13 protein-coding genes and 1 pseudogene are annotated in these 15,717 nt (G+C 46.4%); 2 read left to right on the top strand and 12 right to left on the bottom strand.

Annotated features, from left to right (window positions below):
- Window positions 1–17 precede the first annotated feature (17 nt).
- A pseudogene (locus QE357_RS05860) lies at window positions 18–2,479 on the top strand (thiamine pyrophosphate-dependent enzyme).
- 56 nt (window positions 2,480–2,535) lie between these two features.
- Here QE357_RS05860 and QE357_RS05855 read toward each other — a convergent pair.
- From QE357_RS05855 to QE357_RS05835, 5 genes are all read right to left on the bottom strand, one after another.
- The gene (locus tag QE357_RS05855) at window positions 2,536–4,077 is read right to left on the bottom strand and encodes a hypothetical protein (protein ID WP_309706393.1); all 1,542 of its coding nucleotides are present in this window, start codon (window positions 4,075–4,077) and stop codon (window positions 2,536–2,538) included.
- 101 nt (window positions 4,078–4,178) lie between these two features.
- Window positions 4,179–5,501: a Gfo/Idh/MocA family protein gene (locus QE357_RS05850; protein WP_106636258.1), complete on the bottom strand. Its 1,323-nt coding sequence runs from the start codon at window positions 5,499–5,501 to the stop codon at window positions 4,179–4,181.
- Window positions 5,502–5,618: 117 nt separating this feature from the next.
- Window positions 5,619–6,602, bottom strand: a complete 984-nt coding sequence (locus QE357_RS05845) for an SUMF1/EgtB/PvdO family nonheme iron enzyme (protein WP_232793651.1) — start codon at window positions 6,600–6,602, stop codon at window positions 5,619–5,621.
- Between the two features lie 142 nt (window positions 6,603–6,744).
- Window positions 6,745–7,746, bottom strand: a complete 1,002-nt coding sequence (locus QE357_RS05840; RefSeq protein WP_309706392.1) for an FAD:protein FMN transferase — start codon at window positions 7,744–7,746, stop codon at window positions 6,745–6,747.
- 110 nt (window positions 7,747–7,856) lie between these two features.
- The gene (locus QE357_RS05835; RefSeq protein ID WP_309706391.1) at window positions 7,857–9,308 is read right to left on the bottom strand and encodes a UDP-N-acetylmuramoyl-L-alanyl-D-glutamate--2,6-diaminopimelate ligase; all 1,452 of its coding nucleotides are present in this window, start codon (window positions 9,306–9,308) and stop codon (window positions 7,857–7,859) included.
- Between the two features lie 463 nt (window positions 9,309–9,771).
- Here QE357_RS05835 and QE357_RS05830 point away from each other — a divergent pair, with 463 nt between their 5' ends.
- On the top strand, window positions 9,772–10,989 hold the full coding sequence (locus QE357_RS05830; protein ID WP_309706390.1) for an NAD(P)/FAD-dependent oxidoreductase: 1,218 nt from the start codon (window positions 9,772–9,774) through the stop codon (window positions 10,987–10,989).
- Between the two features lie 115 nt (window positions 10,990–11,104).
- Here QE357_RS05830 and QE357_RS05825 read toward each other — a convergent pair whose 3' ends face one another.
- The 7 genes from QE357_RS05825 to QE357_RS05795 all read right to left on the bottom strand — a co-directional run bounded on the left by QE357_RS05825 (window position 11,105) and on the right by QE357_RS05795 (window position 15,717).
- On the bottom strand, window positions 11,105–11,503 hold the full coding sequence (locus QE357_RS05825) for a DUF983 domain-containing protein (protein ID WP_106636254.1): 399 nt from the start codon (window positions 11,501–11,503) through the stop codon (window positions 11,105–11,107).
- 93 nt (window positions 11,504–11,596) lie between these two features.
- A complete protein-coding gene (locus tag QE357_RS05820; RefSeq protein WP_309706389.1) occupies window positions 11,597–12,070 on the bottom strand; it encodes a DUF6691 family protein in 474 nt (157 codons plus the stop codon).
- Window positions 12,071–12,074: 4 nt separating this feature from the next.
- A complete protein-coding gene (locus QE357_RS05815) occupies window positions 12,075–12,638 on the bottom strand; it encodes a YeeE/YedE thiosulfate transporter family protein (protein ID WP_309706388.1) in 564 nt (187 codons plus the stop codon).
- Between the two features lie 44 nt (window positions 12,639–12,682).
- On the bottom strand, window positions 12,683–14,080 hold the full coding sequence (locus QE357_RS05810; RefSeq protein WP_309706387.1) for an MBL fold metallo-hydrolase: 1,398 nt from the start codon (window positions 14,078–14,080) through the stop codon (window positions 12,683–12,685).
- Window positions 14,081–14,127: 47 nt separating this feature from the next.
- On the bottom strand, window positions 14,128–14,433 hold the full coding sequence (trxA, locus tag QE357_RS05805) for a thioredoxin (RefSeq protein WP_307142346.1): 306 nt from the start codon (window positions 14,431–14,433) through the stop codon (window positions 14,128–14,130).
- A 120-nt stretch (window positions 14,434–14,553) separates the two neighbouring features.
- Window positions 14,554–14,859 (bottom strand): co-chaperone YbbN, encoded by a 306-nt coding sequence (locus QE357_RS05800; protein WP_106636251.1) that lies wholly within the window; start codon window positions 14,857–14,859, stop codon window positions 14,554–14,556.
- Window positions 14,860–14,913: 54 nt separating this feature from the next.
- A complete protein-coding gene (locus tag QE357_RS05795) occupies window positions 14,914–15,717 on the bottom strand; it encodes a sulfite exporter TauE/SafE family protein (RefSeq protein ID WP_106636250.1) in 804 nt (267 codons plus the stop codon).

Here is a 15,717-nt window from a genome sequence, read left to right as displayed (position 1 = left end):
ACAAACCGCTTTTTTCGATGGAACAAGCCACCCTTGACAGCGTTGTACTTTCTAAAGAGCAAGTTCTCCTCGATTACCGCATCGCCTGGGAAAGTCGTCATGCCAGTTTGTTAGCCCGTAAGGAAGTGTTCATGGGCAAAGCAAAGTTCGGAATCACAGGGGACGGCAAAGAATTGGCCCAAATTGCACTCGCCCATGCTTTTCGCAAAGGTGACTGGAGATCAGGCTATTACCGCGACCAAACCGTTGTTGCAGCCCTGGGCGAATTAACCTGGCAACAGTACTTTGCTCAGATTTACGCTCATACCGACGTTGAAGCTGAACCCAACACGGGCGGCAGAATGATGAATGGCCATTATGCCTCGCGTCATCTGGATGAGCAGGGCCATTGGTTACCGCAAACGCCCCGCTATAATATCGCTTCTGATATTTCTCCCACAGCCGGGCAAATTCCCCGGTCCATTGGTTTAGGTTATGCATCAAAGCTCTACCGCGAAAATCCTGAATTACATTCGATTACTGACTTTTCCATTCATGGAAATGAAGTTTGTTTTGCTACCATCGGCGACGCTTCGACCTCCGAAGGCATGTTTTTCGAGGCTATTAATGCCGCTGGTGTTTTACAAATACCGGTAGTTTTCTCGGTTTGGGACGATGGTTACGGCATTTCGGTTCCGGTACGTTACCAAACCACTAAAGAAAGTATCTCCGAAGCATTGGCTGGTTTTCAGCGTACAGCCGAAAAACCGGGTCTGGAAATTATAAAAGTAAAAGGCTGGGATTACGCGGGGTTAGTCGAGGCCTATCAAAAAGCCGCCGAACTGGCCCGCACCGAACACGTCCCCTGTCTGGTTCACGTGCAGGAAGTGACTCAACCACAGGGCCACTCGACCTCAGGCTCACACGAGCGGTATAAATCCGCCGAGCGACTGGCCTGGGAAGTGGAAATGGACTGTAATCGTCAGTTCAAAAGCTGGATTCTTGAAAATGGCTTTGCTACGGAAGAAGAACTCGCAGCCATTGAAGCCGAAGCCGCCAAAGCCGCTAAAGCAGGCCGCGATGCCGCCTGGAAATCCTATCTTGAATCCCTCCAACCCGATCTGAACGAAGCTCTGGAAGCTCTGGCAAAGGCCGCTCGATCCAGCCGTTCAGGGGATGAAATTCTGGCTATTCGGACCCAAATTCAGCAAAAAGCGAATCCGGTACGGTCCGATGTTATTGAAGGCGTAAAACGGGCCGTTCGTATGCTACGATTCGAAGACTCGCCCGCCAAGCACATCCTGACGGAATGGTTAGACCGAACGAAGAAAGACAACTGGAAACGCTTCAATACGTTTTTATACAGCCAGTCCGACGAATCGCCTTTGCAGGTGCCTACTGTCGCTCCTGTGTATGCCGATGACGCTCCTTTACTGGATGGCCGGGAAATCATAAATAAAAATTTTGAAGCTCTTTTCGCCAATGACCCCCGCATTTTTGCTATCGGCGAAGACGTGGGTAGAATCGGCGATGTAAATCAGGGCATGGCGGGCTTGCAGGCCAAATTCGGCGAAATTCGGGTAACTGATACTGGTATACGCGAAACCACGATCATTGGTCAGGGAATTGGAACCGCCTTGCGTGGGTTACGCCCGATTGTAGAGGTTCAGTACGTAGAGTACTAGACTACATGCTCTACACATTGGCTACACTTTCGGATGACCTGGCCTGTCTGCATTACCGCACTGCGGGTGGACAAAAAGCTCCGGTTATTGTCCGTACCCGTGGGCACCGACTGGAAGGCGTGTGGCATTCCGGCTCCCCCATGGCGGTGCTACTCCATGCCTTACGCGGCATGCACTTCGTTGTTCCCCGAAACCTGACGCAAGCCGCTGGTTTTTATAATACGTTATTACGCGGCGACGATCCTGCTCTGGTTGTTGAACCCCTGAATATGTACCGTAGCAAAGAGAAATTACCCTCCAATTTGGGAGAATTCTGTTTGCCTCTGGGAAAACCTGAGATTCTTCGGGAAGGAACCGACATTACCATTGTTACCTACGGATCGATGTGCCGAATTGTGCTGGAAGCAGCCGAGCAGTTAGCAAAAGCAGGAATTGAGGCAGAAGTCATTGATGTACAGACCTTAATACCTTTTGACTTAACGCATACCATCGCAGAGTCAGTGAAGAAAACCAATCGTCTGATTGTAGCCGATGAAGATATGCCCGGTGGAGCTTCAGGCTTTATGCTACATAAAATTCTGGACGAACAAAAGGTATTTCGGTATCTGGATGCCAGCCCGCAAACGCTCACGGCTCATCCGCATCGCCCGGCTTACACCACCGATGGTGATTATTTCTCGAAACCCAATACCGAAGACGTGTTTGACGTAGCGTACAACATCATGCACGAATGCGATCCTCGTCGTTTTCCGGCCCTGGGCTATGAAATTAGCGACTGGACTTTTTCAGGCGGTCGCTGGTGGAATAATCCTTAAAACAATACCATTAAAAAGGGAGCCCCTAACAAGGCTCCCTTTTTAATGGTATTGTTTCATTTTTTCATTAGATATTTGACAAAAAAGGAATCCGACTGCCCGAGGTATTGACGCTCGATATGTTCTTTTTTTTCAGCCTCATTTCTTCCGGTAAATCGGCTCATATCTTCTCCAAATTGATGAGGATCACGAATGTTAGAACCTATATTATTTTGCTGCTTAATAAACAGTTTATTATAGAATAAGAAAGTAAAATTTCTCACTGGTGTTAATAGACCTAAGAATATAATAAAACTTAATCCTAAAAAAGAAATGGACTTCTTGGCAGGGATTTGCTTCCAGATGATCCATGTCATACAATAGAGATAAATGAAAGCAGGAACAGATACTCGGGTCAGCCAATCATTGTAATAGCCTACATAAATAAAACTTACCAAAATTAACCAGCTCACCACTAAAGAGAGCGGAATCAAAAATTGATTTCTTATTAGCCGATATGAAGTAACGCCTAAAACCAGCACTAATAAGCCGAAATTCAATCCGATAAATAGTAGATAATAAGCAAGATTTGAAAAAGTAGTAAAGCTACTAAATATACTACCAACCTGGGTTTGTGGAAAATGGGAAAGATAGTAACTTCCTATGCAGAAGGCATACATCACACCTGCCGCATTTTCCCAGCTCAGTACTGTTTTCCATGGGGTTTTATACATCAGAAAAATTATAAACGGCGTGAATCCCACTAAGGTAAAGGGCGACCATAGGGCTAACAGCGAAGCCATTAACACTATATCCTGATTTCTACGTTCCTGAAGGCTTTTACTGATCCATCCGAGTCCTAGTAAGGCGGGAATGAAATGCTGTGGAACGAAACATAACTGTGACCATAGCATCTCGTACCTTAATAAAATTTCTGTATTACCTTGCTGCAAAACAATACCCGGATTCAGCGAATACTTTAGAAGGTATTGATCTAACACATTCCCATTTAATGTCTTTTCATCGGAAGAAAAATTCATGTTATACCCGCAATGCAATCCCCAATATCGAATTAAATCATACGCATAATTGATTCCGGCCATAAGCCATACGCCCAGCACTACCCAAACACTACGGGTCATGCGTAAAAGCCAGCTTAAGCCCAGCCACAAGCCAATTGAAGTCCAGATGAATGCCGCCCACTCTGACCCAGTAAAAGAAAAATGCTTGCCTATCCAGGCAATGGGAAGATAATAAGCGAGGTAATAACAAAGAATGGGGTTATGGTAATCTTTATTTACATAAGAAACAGGCCATGGGTTTACAATCAAATCATGAATCAATAGATTATGCTTAAAATAATCAGATTCCTGCGGCTGCATTCCACCTACGCCCGCATAATAACAGAATCCAGCTGCTAAGAACCATAGGAAAATGTGAATACCTGTAAAAGAACCGTTACTACTATTCTTTTTAAATAAGGAGGATTGGTAGAAAATATATAGAAAGAATAGGGATAGGAATACAGAAATGAAAGGGTTTACCCAAGCCAATAAAAAAATCAGATTAGGTATTACTAAGTAGAAAAAAGTAATAATCCAGAGTAAATCTCTTTTCATAAATCATCTAATAATGGGGCTATGAATGTAAAAATATATAGTTCATATAAACAAATAAAACCCGCCTTTCGACGGGTTTTATGAAAATACTTTCAGAGCTACTATACAAAATACTTGGTAACCCCCGGAACTGCTACTGGATATAAGCCATTAGAATCGGGATTTAAAGGCATTTTCGCATCCCAACTGTATTCAGAAGGTTGCAAACTCAAACCTGACATCAGAGCCGTATCCCATTCGATGATTTGACCTGAATAGGTTGCCAGACGGCCCAGAATGGCCGTCATCGTTGACTTGGCTCCATTTTCGGCATCGGCGAATTTGTATTCACCTTTGGCAATGGCGGCGAATAACTCATCGTGCTCGGTTTGGTACGGGTTATTATCCGTCTTTTTGTTGAATTGGAACAAAGGTTTTCCTTTGTAATCCACGATCTTGGCGTCATCGCAAAGGATTTTTCCTTTGGTACCCAAGATGATTTCGTCTACTTTCGCCCAGGTACCTTTGATATGCCGACACTCTGAATTCAGAATGGTTCCGTCAGCGTATTCAAATTCTACGTGGTGGTGATCGAAAATCTCGCCGTAGTCCTTTCCTTTTCGCACTTCGCGTCCGCCTGTACCTTTAGCTCGAACGGGATAACCACCTTTGAACCAGTTAAATACATCGATATTGTGAATATGCTGTTCGTTGATATGATCGCCACATAACCAGTTGAAGTAATACCAGTTACGCATCTGATATTCCATTTCGGTCTGGCCGTCTTTTCTTGGATTTACCCAAACACCATCGTTATTCCAGTATACATTCCCCGAAACGATGTCTCCGATCATAGCTTTGTTTTTCAACAAAGCCCGGTACGAATTCTGATAATGACGTTGTAAACCCACCACGACGTTCAGCTTTTTCTTCTTCGCTTCAGCCGCCGCCGTTAATACTTTCTGAACCCCCGCCGGATCGGTCGCTACGGGTTTTTCCATGAAAATATGCTTTCCCTGACGCACCGCTTCCTCAAAATGAATGGGGCGGAAACCGGGGGGCGTGGCCAGAATCACTACATCAGCCAATGGAATGGCTTTGGTGTAGGCATCGAAACCAACGAATTTGTTATCACCAATGGCAATGCGGTTGGCATTACCAGAAGCCGTCAGATTTTCGGTAATATTCTTAACGGCATTTTCCAGACGATCAGCAAAGGCATCGGCTACCGCTACCAGCTTTACGTTTTGCTTGGTTAACAAGGCCTGCACGGCAGCTCCAGAGCCACGGCCCCCGCAACCAATCAGGGCAACTTTGATTTCGTCGGCAACGCTGCTATTGAAGAGATTACCAGCGTTTGAAGTTAGCGGAGCGGCTAAAAGTCCGCCCGCTAGAAATGATCCTGCTTTCACAAAATCACGGCGAGATTGAAAATCTTTGTTCATAGAACGGTTTGGTTTAGAAGATACTTTTGAGGTTGCTGGTTAATGAGTTGTTGGTTGCCAATGAAGCATCTACTGAATTTTTACTAACCACTCTCAACCAATAACTATCAACGAGAATTACTGTCCAAGCATTTTGGCAAAGAAGGCTTCGGCTTCTTCCTGGCTGGGTTGTTTCACCGGGCGGACAATACGGAAACCTACGTAATCACCATCGGTAAGCCACCACTTGGAACGGGGTACCTGCGGATCCCGACGGTTCCATTCTTCCACCTGAGCTAAACGCTCGGCACAACGTAAGTCGGCGGCTTTACTCTGATAACTCCCGCCGCGAGCGGTGTGATACGCCCGGGGTGAAGTGCGTTGAATGAAGAAACTGCTTTCAGGTTTGGCAGCTAGTTTCTCAAAATATTTTGCGTCGTACATGTCCATCGTCCATTCGGCGACGTTTCCGAGCATGTCGTACAAACCAAAGGCATTCGGTTTTTTCTGAGCTACTTTGTGGTAAGCCTCCTTACTGTTGCTTTCATACCAGGCGAACTGGGCCATCGTAGAAGCCTGCACACCCGTAGGATACATGGTTTTGCTTCCCGCCCGGCAGGCATATTCCCACTCGGCTTCGGTAGGTAAGCGGTAGAAAATTCCGGTTTTTTTCCATAACCATTTGCAATAGGTAATAGCCGTGTAAGGCTGCATGGAATTGGCGGGGAAACCACCTTCTTTACCCATGCCCCAGGTTAAGTCAATGTATTGAGCCGTAGGCCGGGAAATGGCGTCGGGCTTGGGTTGAGCGTCTTTATCGTCAAAACGGAAGGGGAAAAACTGATCGTGCGTAATTTCAGTGGCGGCCATCCAGAACGGTTCGACTTTCACCTTTACCTGTGGTCCTTCATCGGGGTGCCGACCCGTTTCCGTCGCCGGACTTCCCATCAGGTATTCTCCAGCAGGGATGGGCTGCATTTTTATTTTGATCGGTAAGCCCGGAAGTTCCTGTTCGTAAGGTTTTCCTTCAACCGCCTGAGCCTGAACATTTGAATATGATAATCCTAGTACAAACGCACCGCAGGAGAGCAAGCGAAACGTATTTCGAGCAAAAGTGAACACAATAAAATGTTTAAGAGGTTTACGAACGTTGTGAGTTTGGAGTTTAGTGTTTTGAGTTCATTACCTCTGGCAACCCTGAACTCAAAACACTAAACTCCAAACTCACAACTCTATGTCAGTAATAGAAAACACTGCCTGAAAACTACTCTTCTTTGAGCAGTTTTTTAAAACCTTCGGAGGCTATAGTTTTAAAACCCGATTTTTGCTTATCGATAATCAGAATTTCGGCCCGTTCGGATTTCGCCAGTTGCATAGCTTTTTCAGCGGGTAAAAGGTAACAGGCCGTTGATAACCAATCGGCATGAGCCGCATCTTTCGACAATATCGTCACCTGACGCTGATACGTAACGCCCAATCCATTTTTAGGAGAAACGATATGAGCATACGTCTTGCCGTTAATGGTCACCGACTGATAGACATCGCCGGAAGTAGAGATCGCCGTTTCGTTTAATACCAACCAGTTTTCCAGTAACTGATCCCGTTGTCCGGGCCATTCCACGCCAATCTTCCAGCCACCTGAAGGATTTTTGCCAATGGCCATGTTCCCCGCGGCATCACACAGGCTTTCCTCGAAACCCGCCTTTTTCATCATTTCCAGCATTCGCTGAGCAGCATATCCTTTGCCAATCCCCCCTAAATCCAGTTTCGTTCCAGGTCGTTTCAGTTGAACGGTTTGTTTGGCTTTATTTAGTAGCAAAGACTCCGCTCCAACCGTTTGAATAGCCTTTTTCAAGGTTTCTACCGGAGGCAACTTTTTCTCTTTTCGGGATTGTCGCCAGAGCAGGGTTAACTGTCCAACGGTTACATCAAACCACCCTGAGCTTTTCTCCCATGCTTCTTTGGATATACTTAAAATATCCCACAGAGCAGGCGAAACCTTTACTTCGGTACTGGAACCCGCCGTTCTGTTTAACTTACTTAATTCAGAGTCAGGGTTGTAATCACTAAATACTTGATTTAGGGAGTCAACCATCAGAAAAGCCTGGCTGGCAGCGGTGGCGGCTTTAAGGGAATCGGAGGACCACACCTGAATGGTAAACATTGAGCCCATTTTAGGCTGCTGGAAGATAAGCTTACGGCGTTGAGCCCACGTTACATTATTCAGGCAGAGTAAGATAACTCCGAGGCAAAGAGTTTTTTTCACTGGTTAGATCAGAGGATTTAAGCCTACGAAAGTACAGATAAGTGAGCGTATAATAGAAAAAGTTACCCGCGAATACAGGTAACTTTTTCTTCAATTCTTTATATAATTACTTATTTCTGGAATAATTCACGCAATACCTCCCGATCATCGAAGTGATTTTTTACGCCTTTGATTTCCTGGTAGGTTTCATGTCCTTTTCCAGCTACCAGGATGACATCTTTGGGTTTAGCCATCGCAACGGCTTTAGCTATCGCCTCTTTACGATCCACTATAATGGTAACTTCGGCGGAGGTATCCGACGGAATTCCTTTCTTCATATCCTCCAGAATGGCTTCCGGTTCTTCATTGCGAGGGTTGTCCGAGGTCAGAATAACCTGATCAGAAAACTGGCAGGCAATGCGGGCCATTTCAGGACGTTTGGTGGCATCCCGATTTCCGCCACAACCCACTACAGTGATGACTTGCTCGTTGCCTTCGCGTAATTCAACGATGGTTTCCAGCACATTTTTCAGGGCATCGGGCGTGTGGGAATAATCCACGATGCCGACGATATGATCGGGAGAAACGACTTGCTCAAAACGTCCGGCGGGTGGATGAATGGCGGATAATTGGGTTAAGGTTTCTTCGGGATCTTCACCTAACAATATTGCCGTTCCATACACACCGAGTATGTTATAGGCGTTGAAATTGCCTATTAACTGGAAATGAACCTGTTTTTGGTCTACTTCCATTTCCAGTCCGTAGATGGAATCGGAGAGAATTTTACCTTTAAAACTGGCTCCGGTTTCTAAAGAGAACGTCTCGCGGCGAGCTACCGTATTCTGCACCATAATCCGGCCTCGCGGATCATCAGCATTCACCAGTGCAAAAGCTGTCTTGGGCAACTGATCGAAAAAGCCCTTTTTGGCTTTGATGTAACTGTCGAATGTCTTGTGAAAATCGAGGTGATCGTGGGTAATGTTGGTGAAGATGCCGCCCGCAAACTGCACGCCCGCGATACGCTCCTGCACTACGGCGTGGGAAGATACCTCCATGAACACATGCGTGCAGCCTTTGCTCAACATTTCTGCCAATAAGGCATTGAGTGTTAACGAATCCGGGGTGGTGTGTGTGCTCGGTATTACTTCGTCTTCTACCTGATTCTGAACGGTAGAAATCAACCCACACCGGTGGCCTAAAGCCCGAAATAAGCGAAAAAGCAGGGTTACCGTGGTCGTTTTCCCATTCGTTCCGGTAACACCAATGAGCTTTAATTTGGTGGAAGGCTGACCGTAGAAATTAGCCGCCGCAAAGCCCATCGCTCGGGAGGCATCCTTCGACTGAATGTAGGTAACGTTTTCGTGTAATTCTTCGGGCAGGTGTTCGCACAAAATGGCACTGGCTCCCAGTTCAATCGCTTTGGGAATGAATTGATGGCCATCGACCTGCGTTCCGGGAATGGCTACGAATAAACTTCCGGGAACGACCTTACGCGAATCGAAGGTAATGGTATGGATTTCCAGATCGGTGGAACCCGCCACCGCCTCCAGTGAAACTTTATAAAGGATGTCTTTTAGAAGCATAATACAGGCGTTGATCCACAGCGTGACGCTGTGGGATGCTCAAAAGTACGGAGCAGTTTTTAAGTTTGCTGTTTTCGGTAGGCAGTTTTCCGTTGAATGAACGGTTTATCCGCTTTTGTAGAGACACGATTTCATCGCGTCTGGCTGGGGAATGGAAATCATTTAAATCGTAACGAAAGCCCCCTCTCCGCCCTGGCTGGTATGCTCACCCAACACTAGATTTTTAGTAATGGCTGGTGAGGACACCAGCCAGGGCGGGGGGAATTCGTAAGTGCGTTAACCTACCCGCCCGTCCCCCCGGATTAACATCCGGGGCTATTCATATTAAACCCCTCCGGGGTTACTATTCTCATTTCCAATCCTCTCCCCTACCTTTACGGGCTTTCTCTTTCCAACTGAAAACTCAAAACTCAAAACTCAAAACCCAAAACTGAAAACTGAAAACTCCCCTTACCTTTGTCTCGTGAAAAAAACAATTGCGATTATTGGTGGTGGAGCTGCCGGATTCTTTGGGGCGATCAGTGCTGCCGAGGCCTTTCCAGAAGCTCGGGTGGTCTTATTTGAAAAAAGTAGAAACGTACTTTCCAAAGTGCGGATTTCGGGCGGCGGGCGTTGCAACGTGACCAATGCCGCGGCGACTATTCCAGACTTGCTCAAGGGTTACCCCAGAGGAGCTAAATTTCTCAAAAATCTCTTCCCCCGCTTCTCCAATCAGCACACCATCGAGTGGTTTCAAAGCCGGGGTGTTCCCCTCAAAACGGAACCCGATGGCCGGATGTTCCCCGCTTCCGACTATTCTGAAACCATTGTTCGATGTTTACAGCTCCAGGCCAAAAACGCGGGTGTTGAATTGCATCTAAGTACGGCTATTAAAGCCATCCAGAAAACGGAAGAAGGTTTTCGGTTAACGCTTAATGAAGGACAAATTTTTCAGGCGGATCGCGTGCTGGTTACCACGGGTGGACATCCACAGATAACCGGGTATGACTGGCTGAGTGAGCTTGGGATTGCCATTACACCTCCTGTTCCTTCCCTTTTCACTTTTAATCTACCGGATTCCTTTACACGTGATTTATCAGGAATTTCGGTCAATGAAGCTCTCGTTCGTATTTCCAGTACCAAGTTCCAGCACGAAGGACCTGTGCTCTTAACCCATTGGGGATTAAGCGGCCCGGCGGTTCTGAAACTATCGGCCTGGGCAGCTCGCGAACTGGAAGAGAATAATTACCGATTTACTTGTCTGGTAAACTGGACGAATCAGAAGTCGGAAGATGCTCGAACGGCTCTCGAAGCGTTTAAGAAACTTAATTCGGCCAAACAATTAGGTACCGTCGCTCCTTTTCAGATTCCAAATCGACTTTGGCGAATGTTACTGGCGGAGGTAGAAATTTCAGAGCAGTTACGGTGGGTTGATCTCAACGGAAAACCGTTCAATCGCCTCTTCGAAATGCTTACCAATAATGCTTTTGAAGTACAGGGTAAAACAACGTTCAAGGAGGAATTTGTTACCTGCGGCGGCGTAACTCTCTCCGAGATTAACGCTAAAACGCTGGAAAGCAAGATTGTTCCGGGCTTATTTTTCGCGGGTGAAATACTTGATATTGACGGCATTACCGGGGGCTATAACTTTCAGGCTGCCTGGACAACGGCCTGGATAGCGGGTCAATCTATTGGATTATAATCAATCGTAGAAACGTCGATTTATCGCGTCTGGGTTAGGAGCATTTTACTTTAAATGATTCCCCAAAGACTTTACGCAAAAAAAGACGCGATCAATCGCGTCTCTACGTATTAGTTCAGGAATCGGCATGTTCAATTCTTGGAGGATTTTCCTCATAACTCACATCTGAGAACAGGTGTATATAGATAATCCTTGAGGCCCGAAAAGTAAAAGGTACGGACAGAACGATTAAACTAATAGAAACGCCAATGTATACAAAAGGAGAAGGGTCGTTGAATAAGTAAAAGAGCACGACAGCCGTAGCCAGAATAATTCCTGTTGTTAGCCCATAACTAACGTACATGGCTCCGATAAAAAAGCCCGGTTCTCGTTCGAAACGTAAGCCACAGGTAGGGCAATATTTGTGCATCTGGTCGAACTTTGTCAGTTTCCAGACAGGGTATTTAAATAGCTTTCCTTCGCGACAACGGGGACAACACCCGCCTGCTACGGCTTCTAATTTACTCCGTTTCATAAGTTCTGATGTTTGACGGTTGGGTTTCAATCGCCGTGGAATACGCTACAAGGTTACGGCTGATCATCATTTTAATCAATGATAAATATCACTTTAGGGTAAATACCGCCGTAGAGCTCCGTACGTCCAGGTTCCTGCCAAAGCAGCAAACAAGGTAACGATTACCACGCTATAACCCGCTCCGATTTGAGCGAACAAAGGGCCAGGACAAGCTCCGGTCAAAGCCCAGCCGAAGCCGAATAATAAACCTCCGTAAATCTGACCGGGCTGAAATACCTTCGCCGGGATTACGATTTTCTCGCCCGTTAAGGCTTTCGCATGATAGCGTTTTATGAGGAATACTGAAATCATACCCGTCATCACTGCCGAGCCAATCACCCCATACATGTGAAAACTATCCAGCCGGAACATTTCCTGAATTCGGAACCAGGAAACAATTTCTGCCTTCACAAAAACAATACCAAAAAGAATGCCGATGACTCCATACGCCCAGAGCGGTCGTAATGAAACCTCATTTGGGCGTTGCGTCTTCACTTCCGGGGTAAATTCTTCCGTTTTTGTCTCCATATTTTTAGAGAGTAAGAATGTAAGGTAAACCAAACCAGGTCATGATAAATCCACCAATCATAAAGCAAATGGTTGCAATTAACGAAGGCCATTGCAAATTAGACAAGCCCATAATGGCATGACCAGACGTACAGCCTCCCGCCCAGCGAGTTCCGAATCCCACCAGAAAACCACCCACTACCATTAGAATAAAGCCGCGAGCACTTGTTAACGCCGACCAGTTAAATACGTCTTCCGGTATCAATCCCTGAAAATCATGCACGTTCATCGTTTGTAAGCTTGCTTTCGTTGCTGAAGCTACTACGATAGGCTCTGGGTTTTTCAGGAAAAGTCCGGCAAGAATACCACCCACCAGAACTCCGGCTACAAACATCAGATTCCAGCTTTCTTTTTTCCAGTTATACTGAAAGAAAGGAATTCCGGCGGGCAGACAGGCCGCACAGATGTGACGCAGGGAAGAAGAAATTCCGAAGGTTTTATTGCCTAGCAAAAGCAAAGCCGGAACTGTTAGTCCAATCAGTGGCCCGGCCACATACCAGGGCCAAGGTCGGGTGAGCCATTCCATCATTTTGTTAGAAAAATGGCCCGCATGAAACATACGGGCCGTGAGTTTTAGGAAATCATTTCTCCACTTTCGGTCGCTACACTCGTTTTCGCAATAGCTCCAAATCCGCCGGCTACTTCCCGAACCTGATCGTATCCCCGAGCTTTTAGAATAGAAGCCGCAATCATAGATCGATAACCGCCGGCACAGTGTACGTAGAAAGGCTGATCTTTGGGAAATTCAGCCATATGGTCGCTCAAGGATGCTAAAGGCGTATTTTCCGCACCCGCTACGTGAGCGACTTCGTATTCGGACGGCTTCCGAACATCTTTAACGATTACCTCTTCGTTTGCAAATCGTTCAGCAAATGTTTCCGCGTGAATAGATTCAATGGCATCGGTTTCTCTCCCGTCCGCAAGCCAGCTATCCATACCGCCCTGCAGGAAACCTAATACCTGATCGTACCCTACGCGACTCAGCCGAGTGATTACTTCTTCCTCCCGGCCAGGGGCAGTCACCAGCAATAGCGGCTGATTAATATCGGGAATGAGCGTTCCGACCCAGGGAGCAAAATCGCCGTCAATGCCAATGTTAATACTTCTTGGAATGAACGCTTTACTGAATTCCTGCGGTTTGCGGGTATCCAGCACCAACGCTCCTTCAGTATTAGCTACGGCTTCGAACGCTTCGGGGGACAAAGGCTGATTACCTCGTTTCAATACTTTCTCCACCGGTTCAATGCCTTCTTTGTTCAGACGAACATTTTCCGGGAAATAAGCCGGTGGTGGAGTTAACCCATCCGTCACGGCTTCAATGAACTGTTCTTTGGTTTGTGGTTGCAAAGCGTAGTTAACCTCTTTCTGGTGACCCAGCGTATCGAAGGTTTCTTTGCTCATATTTTTACCACAAGCTGAGCCCGCTCCGTGAGCCGGATAAACGATTACCTCGTTAGGTAACGGTAACAGCTTGGAACGCAAGGATTCATATAAAAATCCCGCCAAATCATCCTGCGTAAGATCCGCTTTCTGGGCTAAATCGGGCCGGCCTACGTCTCCAATAAACAGGGTATCTCCAGTGAAAATGGCTTTTTCCTTACCCGTTTCATCCAGTAATAAAATACAGCTGGACTCCATCGTATGTCCGGGTGTATGCAGTAATCTCAGGGAATGATCACCTAATTTAAATTCTTGCCCGTCCGTTGCAATCGTGGCTTCAAAAGCGGGTTTGGCGTTCGGGCCATAAATAATGGGAGCTCCGGTTTTAGCCGACAAATCCACGTGGCCCGACACGAAGTCAGCGTGAAAATGCGTCTCAAAAATGTACTTGATCGTAGCTCCGTTGCGAGAAGCCTTGTTAATATAGGTCTGAACTTCGCGAAGCGGATCAATAATGGCCGCTTCATTTCCTACCTGAATGTAATAGGCTCCCTGAGCCAGACATCCGGTATATAATTGTTCGATGATCATAAGGTAACTGATGAAGGGTGAGGCAGGCAACTACTCCTGCCCCTAGGTTAGTTCCTCGCATTTTGTCGGACCACCTGCTCGATCTGTTGAGCAGATAACACGCCCGACTGTCGCCAAAGCTGCTGGCCCCGCTGGTATAACACCATCGTGGGAACCGACTGGATTTTTAACTGGGAAGCCAGAGCCGGGTTTTTGTCAATATCAATTTTGACAATCGTCAGTTCTTCTCCCATTTTATCTTTTACCGCTTTGAGGTAAGGGGCCATCATTTTACAAGGCCCACACCATTCGGCGAAAAAGTCAACTAATACGGGTTTCTCAGAAGCGATGAGTTGCTGAAAGTTACCATTCATGGCTTTGTTCGTTTAAGAGTTGATGTTTTAGGTTTATCTGTTTAGGGTTTTGAGTTTAAGAAGCATGACTCCTGAATAACAACCCTAAACACAAAACCCACAAACCCTAAACTCATTCTACTAAAATCGTACCTTTTCGCGAATGATTCGTTCCAGCTTATCAGCGTACACACCACCCGCCTGACGCCAGAGTAATTTACCCCGTTGGTATAAAATCAGCGTAGGTACTGAATCGACTTTCAGGTGCTTCTTCAACGTCATATTCTTCTCAGCATCAATCTTGATGATCGTCAAATCCTGCCCGAAAATCTCGGCAACCGTATTTAAATGCGGGGCCATCTTCTTACAGGGCTTACACCATTCCGTGTAAAACTCCAGTAATACAGGCTCTTCTGAGTTGATAATTTCTTCAAATGTTCCGTTCATATTAATCCGTAGGCCGTAGCCTTTTCAATTACAAAATCTATACTTAAAAGTGATTTAAAAGACTAACTCTTTTATCAGTATCCCCGTTCCCATCAGGAGCGTAAACCAGCCAAAAGCGGGTTTCAATACCTGTCCCGGAATTTGCCGGGACAAGCCCGTTCCGACGACGACCCCCAGCCAGGTTAAGCTGGTAAACTTCAGCAAAAACAGCCAGTCCATCTCATGCTGACCCAGATCGCCGAGAAAACCAATACAGGAGTTAATCGCGATAATCAGCAAAGAAGTTCCAACGGCGAGTTTCATCGGTAACTTTACGAAGTTGGCTAATACCGGAATAATCAAAAAGCCACCGCCCACGCCCACAAAACCCGTTAAGGTTCCTACTAATAAACCTTCCACGAAAATCAGTGGGTAATTCAGCCGTTTGCGAATTTCTTCGCCGGTATCCACTCGTTCCTTCCGCCGTCCGCGAATCATCGACTGAGCCGATAATACCATCAGCACGGCAAAGAGTAACATCATTAATAAATCCTTCGTCAGTACCCAGTTTCCAGACTGCCAGATCACTTCGGGCAAAGCCGGAACAAGAAATTTTCGCGAAATAAAGACCATCATAAACGATGGAAACGAGAAGAATAAAGCCGTTTTCGGGCTGGATAATCCCCGTCGCAAATAATCAATCGAACCAATCAGTGAGGCCGAGCCTACAATTAAGAGGCTATACGCCGTGGCAATCGGTGGAGGTACCTTGAATAAATATACCAGCACGGGCACCGTCAGAATGGACCCACCGCCACCTAACAAACTCAATAACAGTCCAATCAGGACGGCTATTGCTAATCCTACTAACTCCACCAT

Origin of the sequence: Siphonobacter sp. SORGH_AS_0500, from assembly GCF_031453245.1 — a bacterium.
Taxonomy (GTDB): Bacteria; Bacteroidota; Bacteroidia; order Cytophagales; family Spirosomataceae; genus Siphonobacter.
Note: the sequence above shows the minus strand (reverse complement) of the source record. Positions and strands in the feature narration are given on the sequence as shown.

Coding starts and splice junctions, on each gene's coding strand:
- QE357_RS05855 (WP_309706393.1), bottom strand. CDS start 4,077: ATGAAAAGAGATTTACTCTGGATTATTACTTTTTTCTACTTAGTAATA.
- QE357_RS05850 (WP_106636258.1), bottom strand. CDS start 5,501: ATGAACAAAGATTTTCAATCTCGCCGTGATTTTGTGAAAGCAGGATCA.
- QE357_RS05835 (WP_309706391.1), bottom strand. CDS start 9,308: ATGCTTCTAAAAGACATCCTTTATAAAGTTTCACTGGAGGCGGTGGCG.
- QE357_RS05825 (WP_106636254.1), bottom strand. CDS start 11,503: ATGAAACGGAGTAAATTAGAAGCCGTAGCAGGCGGGTGTTGTCCCCGT.
- QE357_RS05820 (WP_309706389.1), bottom strand. CDS start 12,070: ATGGAGACAAAAACGGAAGAATTTACCCCGGAAGTGAAGACGCAACGC.
- QE357_RS05815 (WP_309706388.1), bottom strand. CDS start 12,638: ATGATGGAATGGCTCACCCGACCTTGGCCCTGGTATGTGGCCGGGCCA.
- QE357_RS05810 (WP_309706387.1), bottom strand. CDS start 14,080: ATGATCATCGAACAATTATATACCGGATGTCTGGCTCAGGGAGCCTAT.
- trxA (WP_307142346.1), bottom strand. CDS start 14,433: ATGAATGGTAACTTTCAGCAACTCATCGCTTCTGAGAAACCCGTATTA.
- QE357_RS05800 (WP_106636251.1), bottom strand. CDS start 14,859: ATGAACGGAACATTTGAAGAAATTATCAACTCAGAAGAGCCTGTATTA.
- QE357_RS05795 (WP_106636250.1), bottom strand. CDS start 15,717: ATGGTGGAGTTAGTAGGATTAGCAATAGCCGTCCTGATTGGACTGTTA.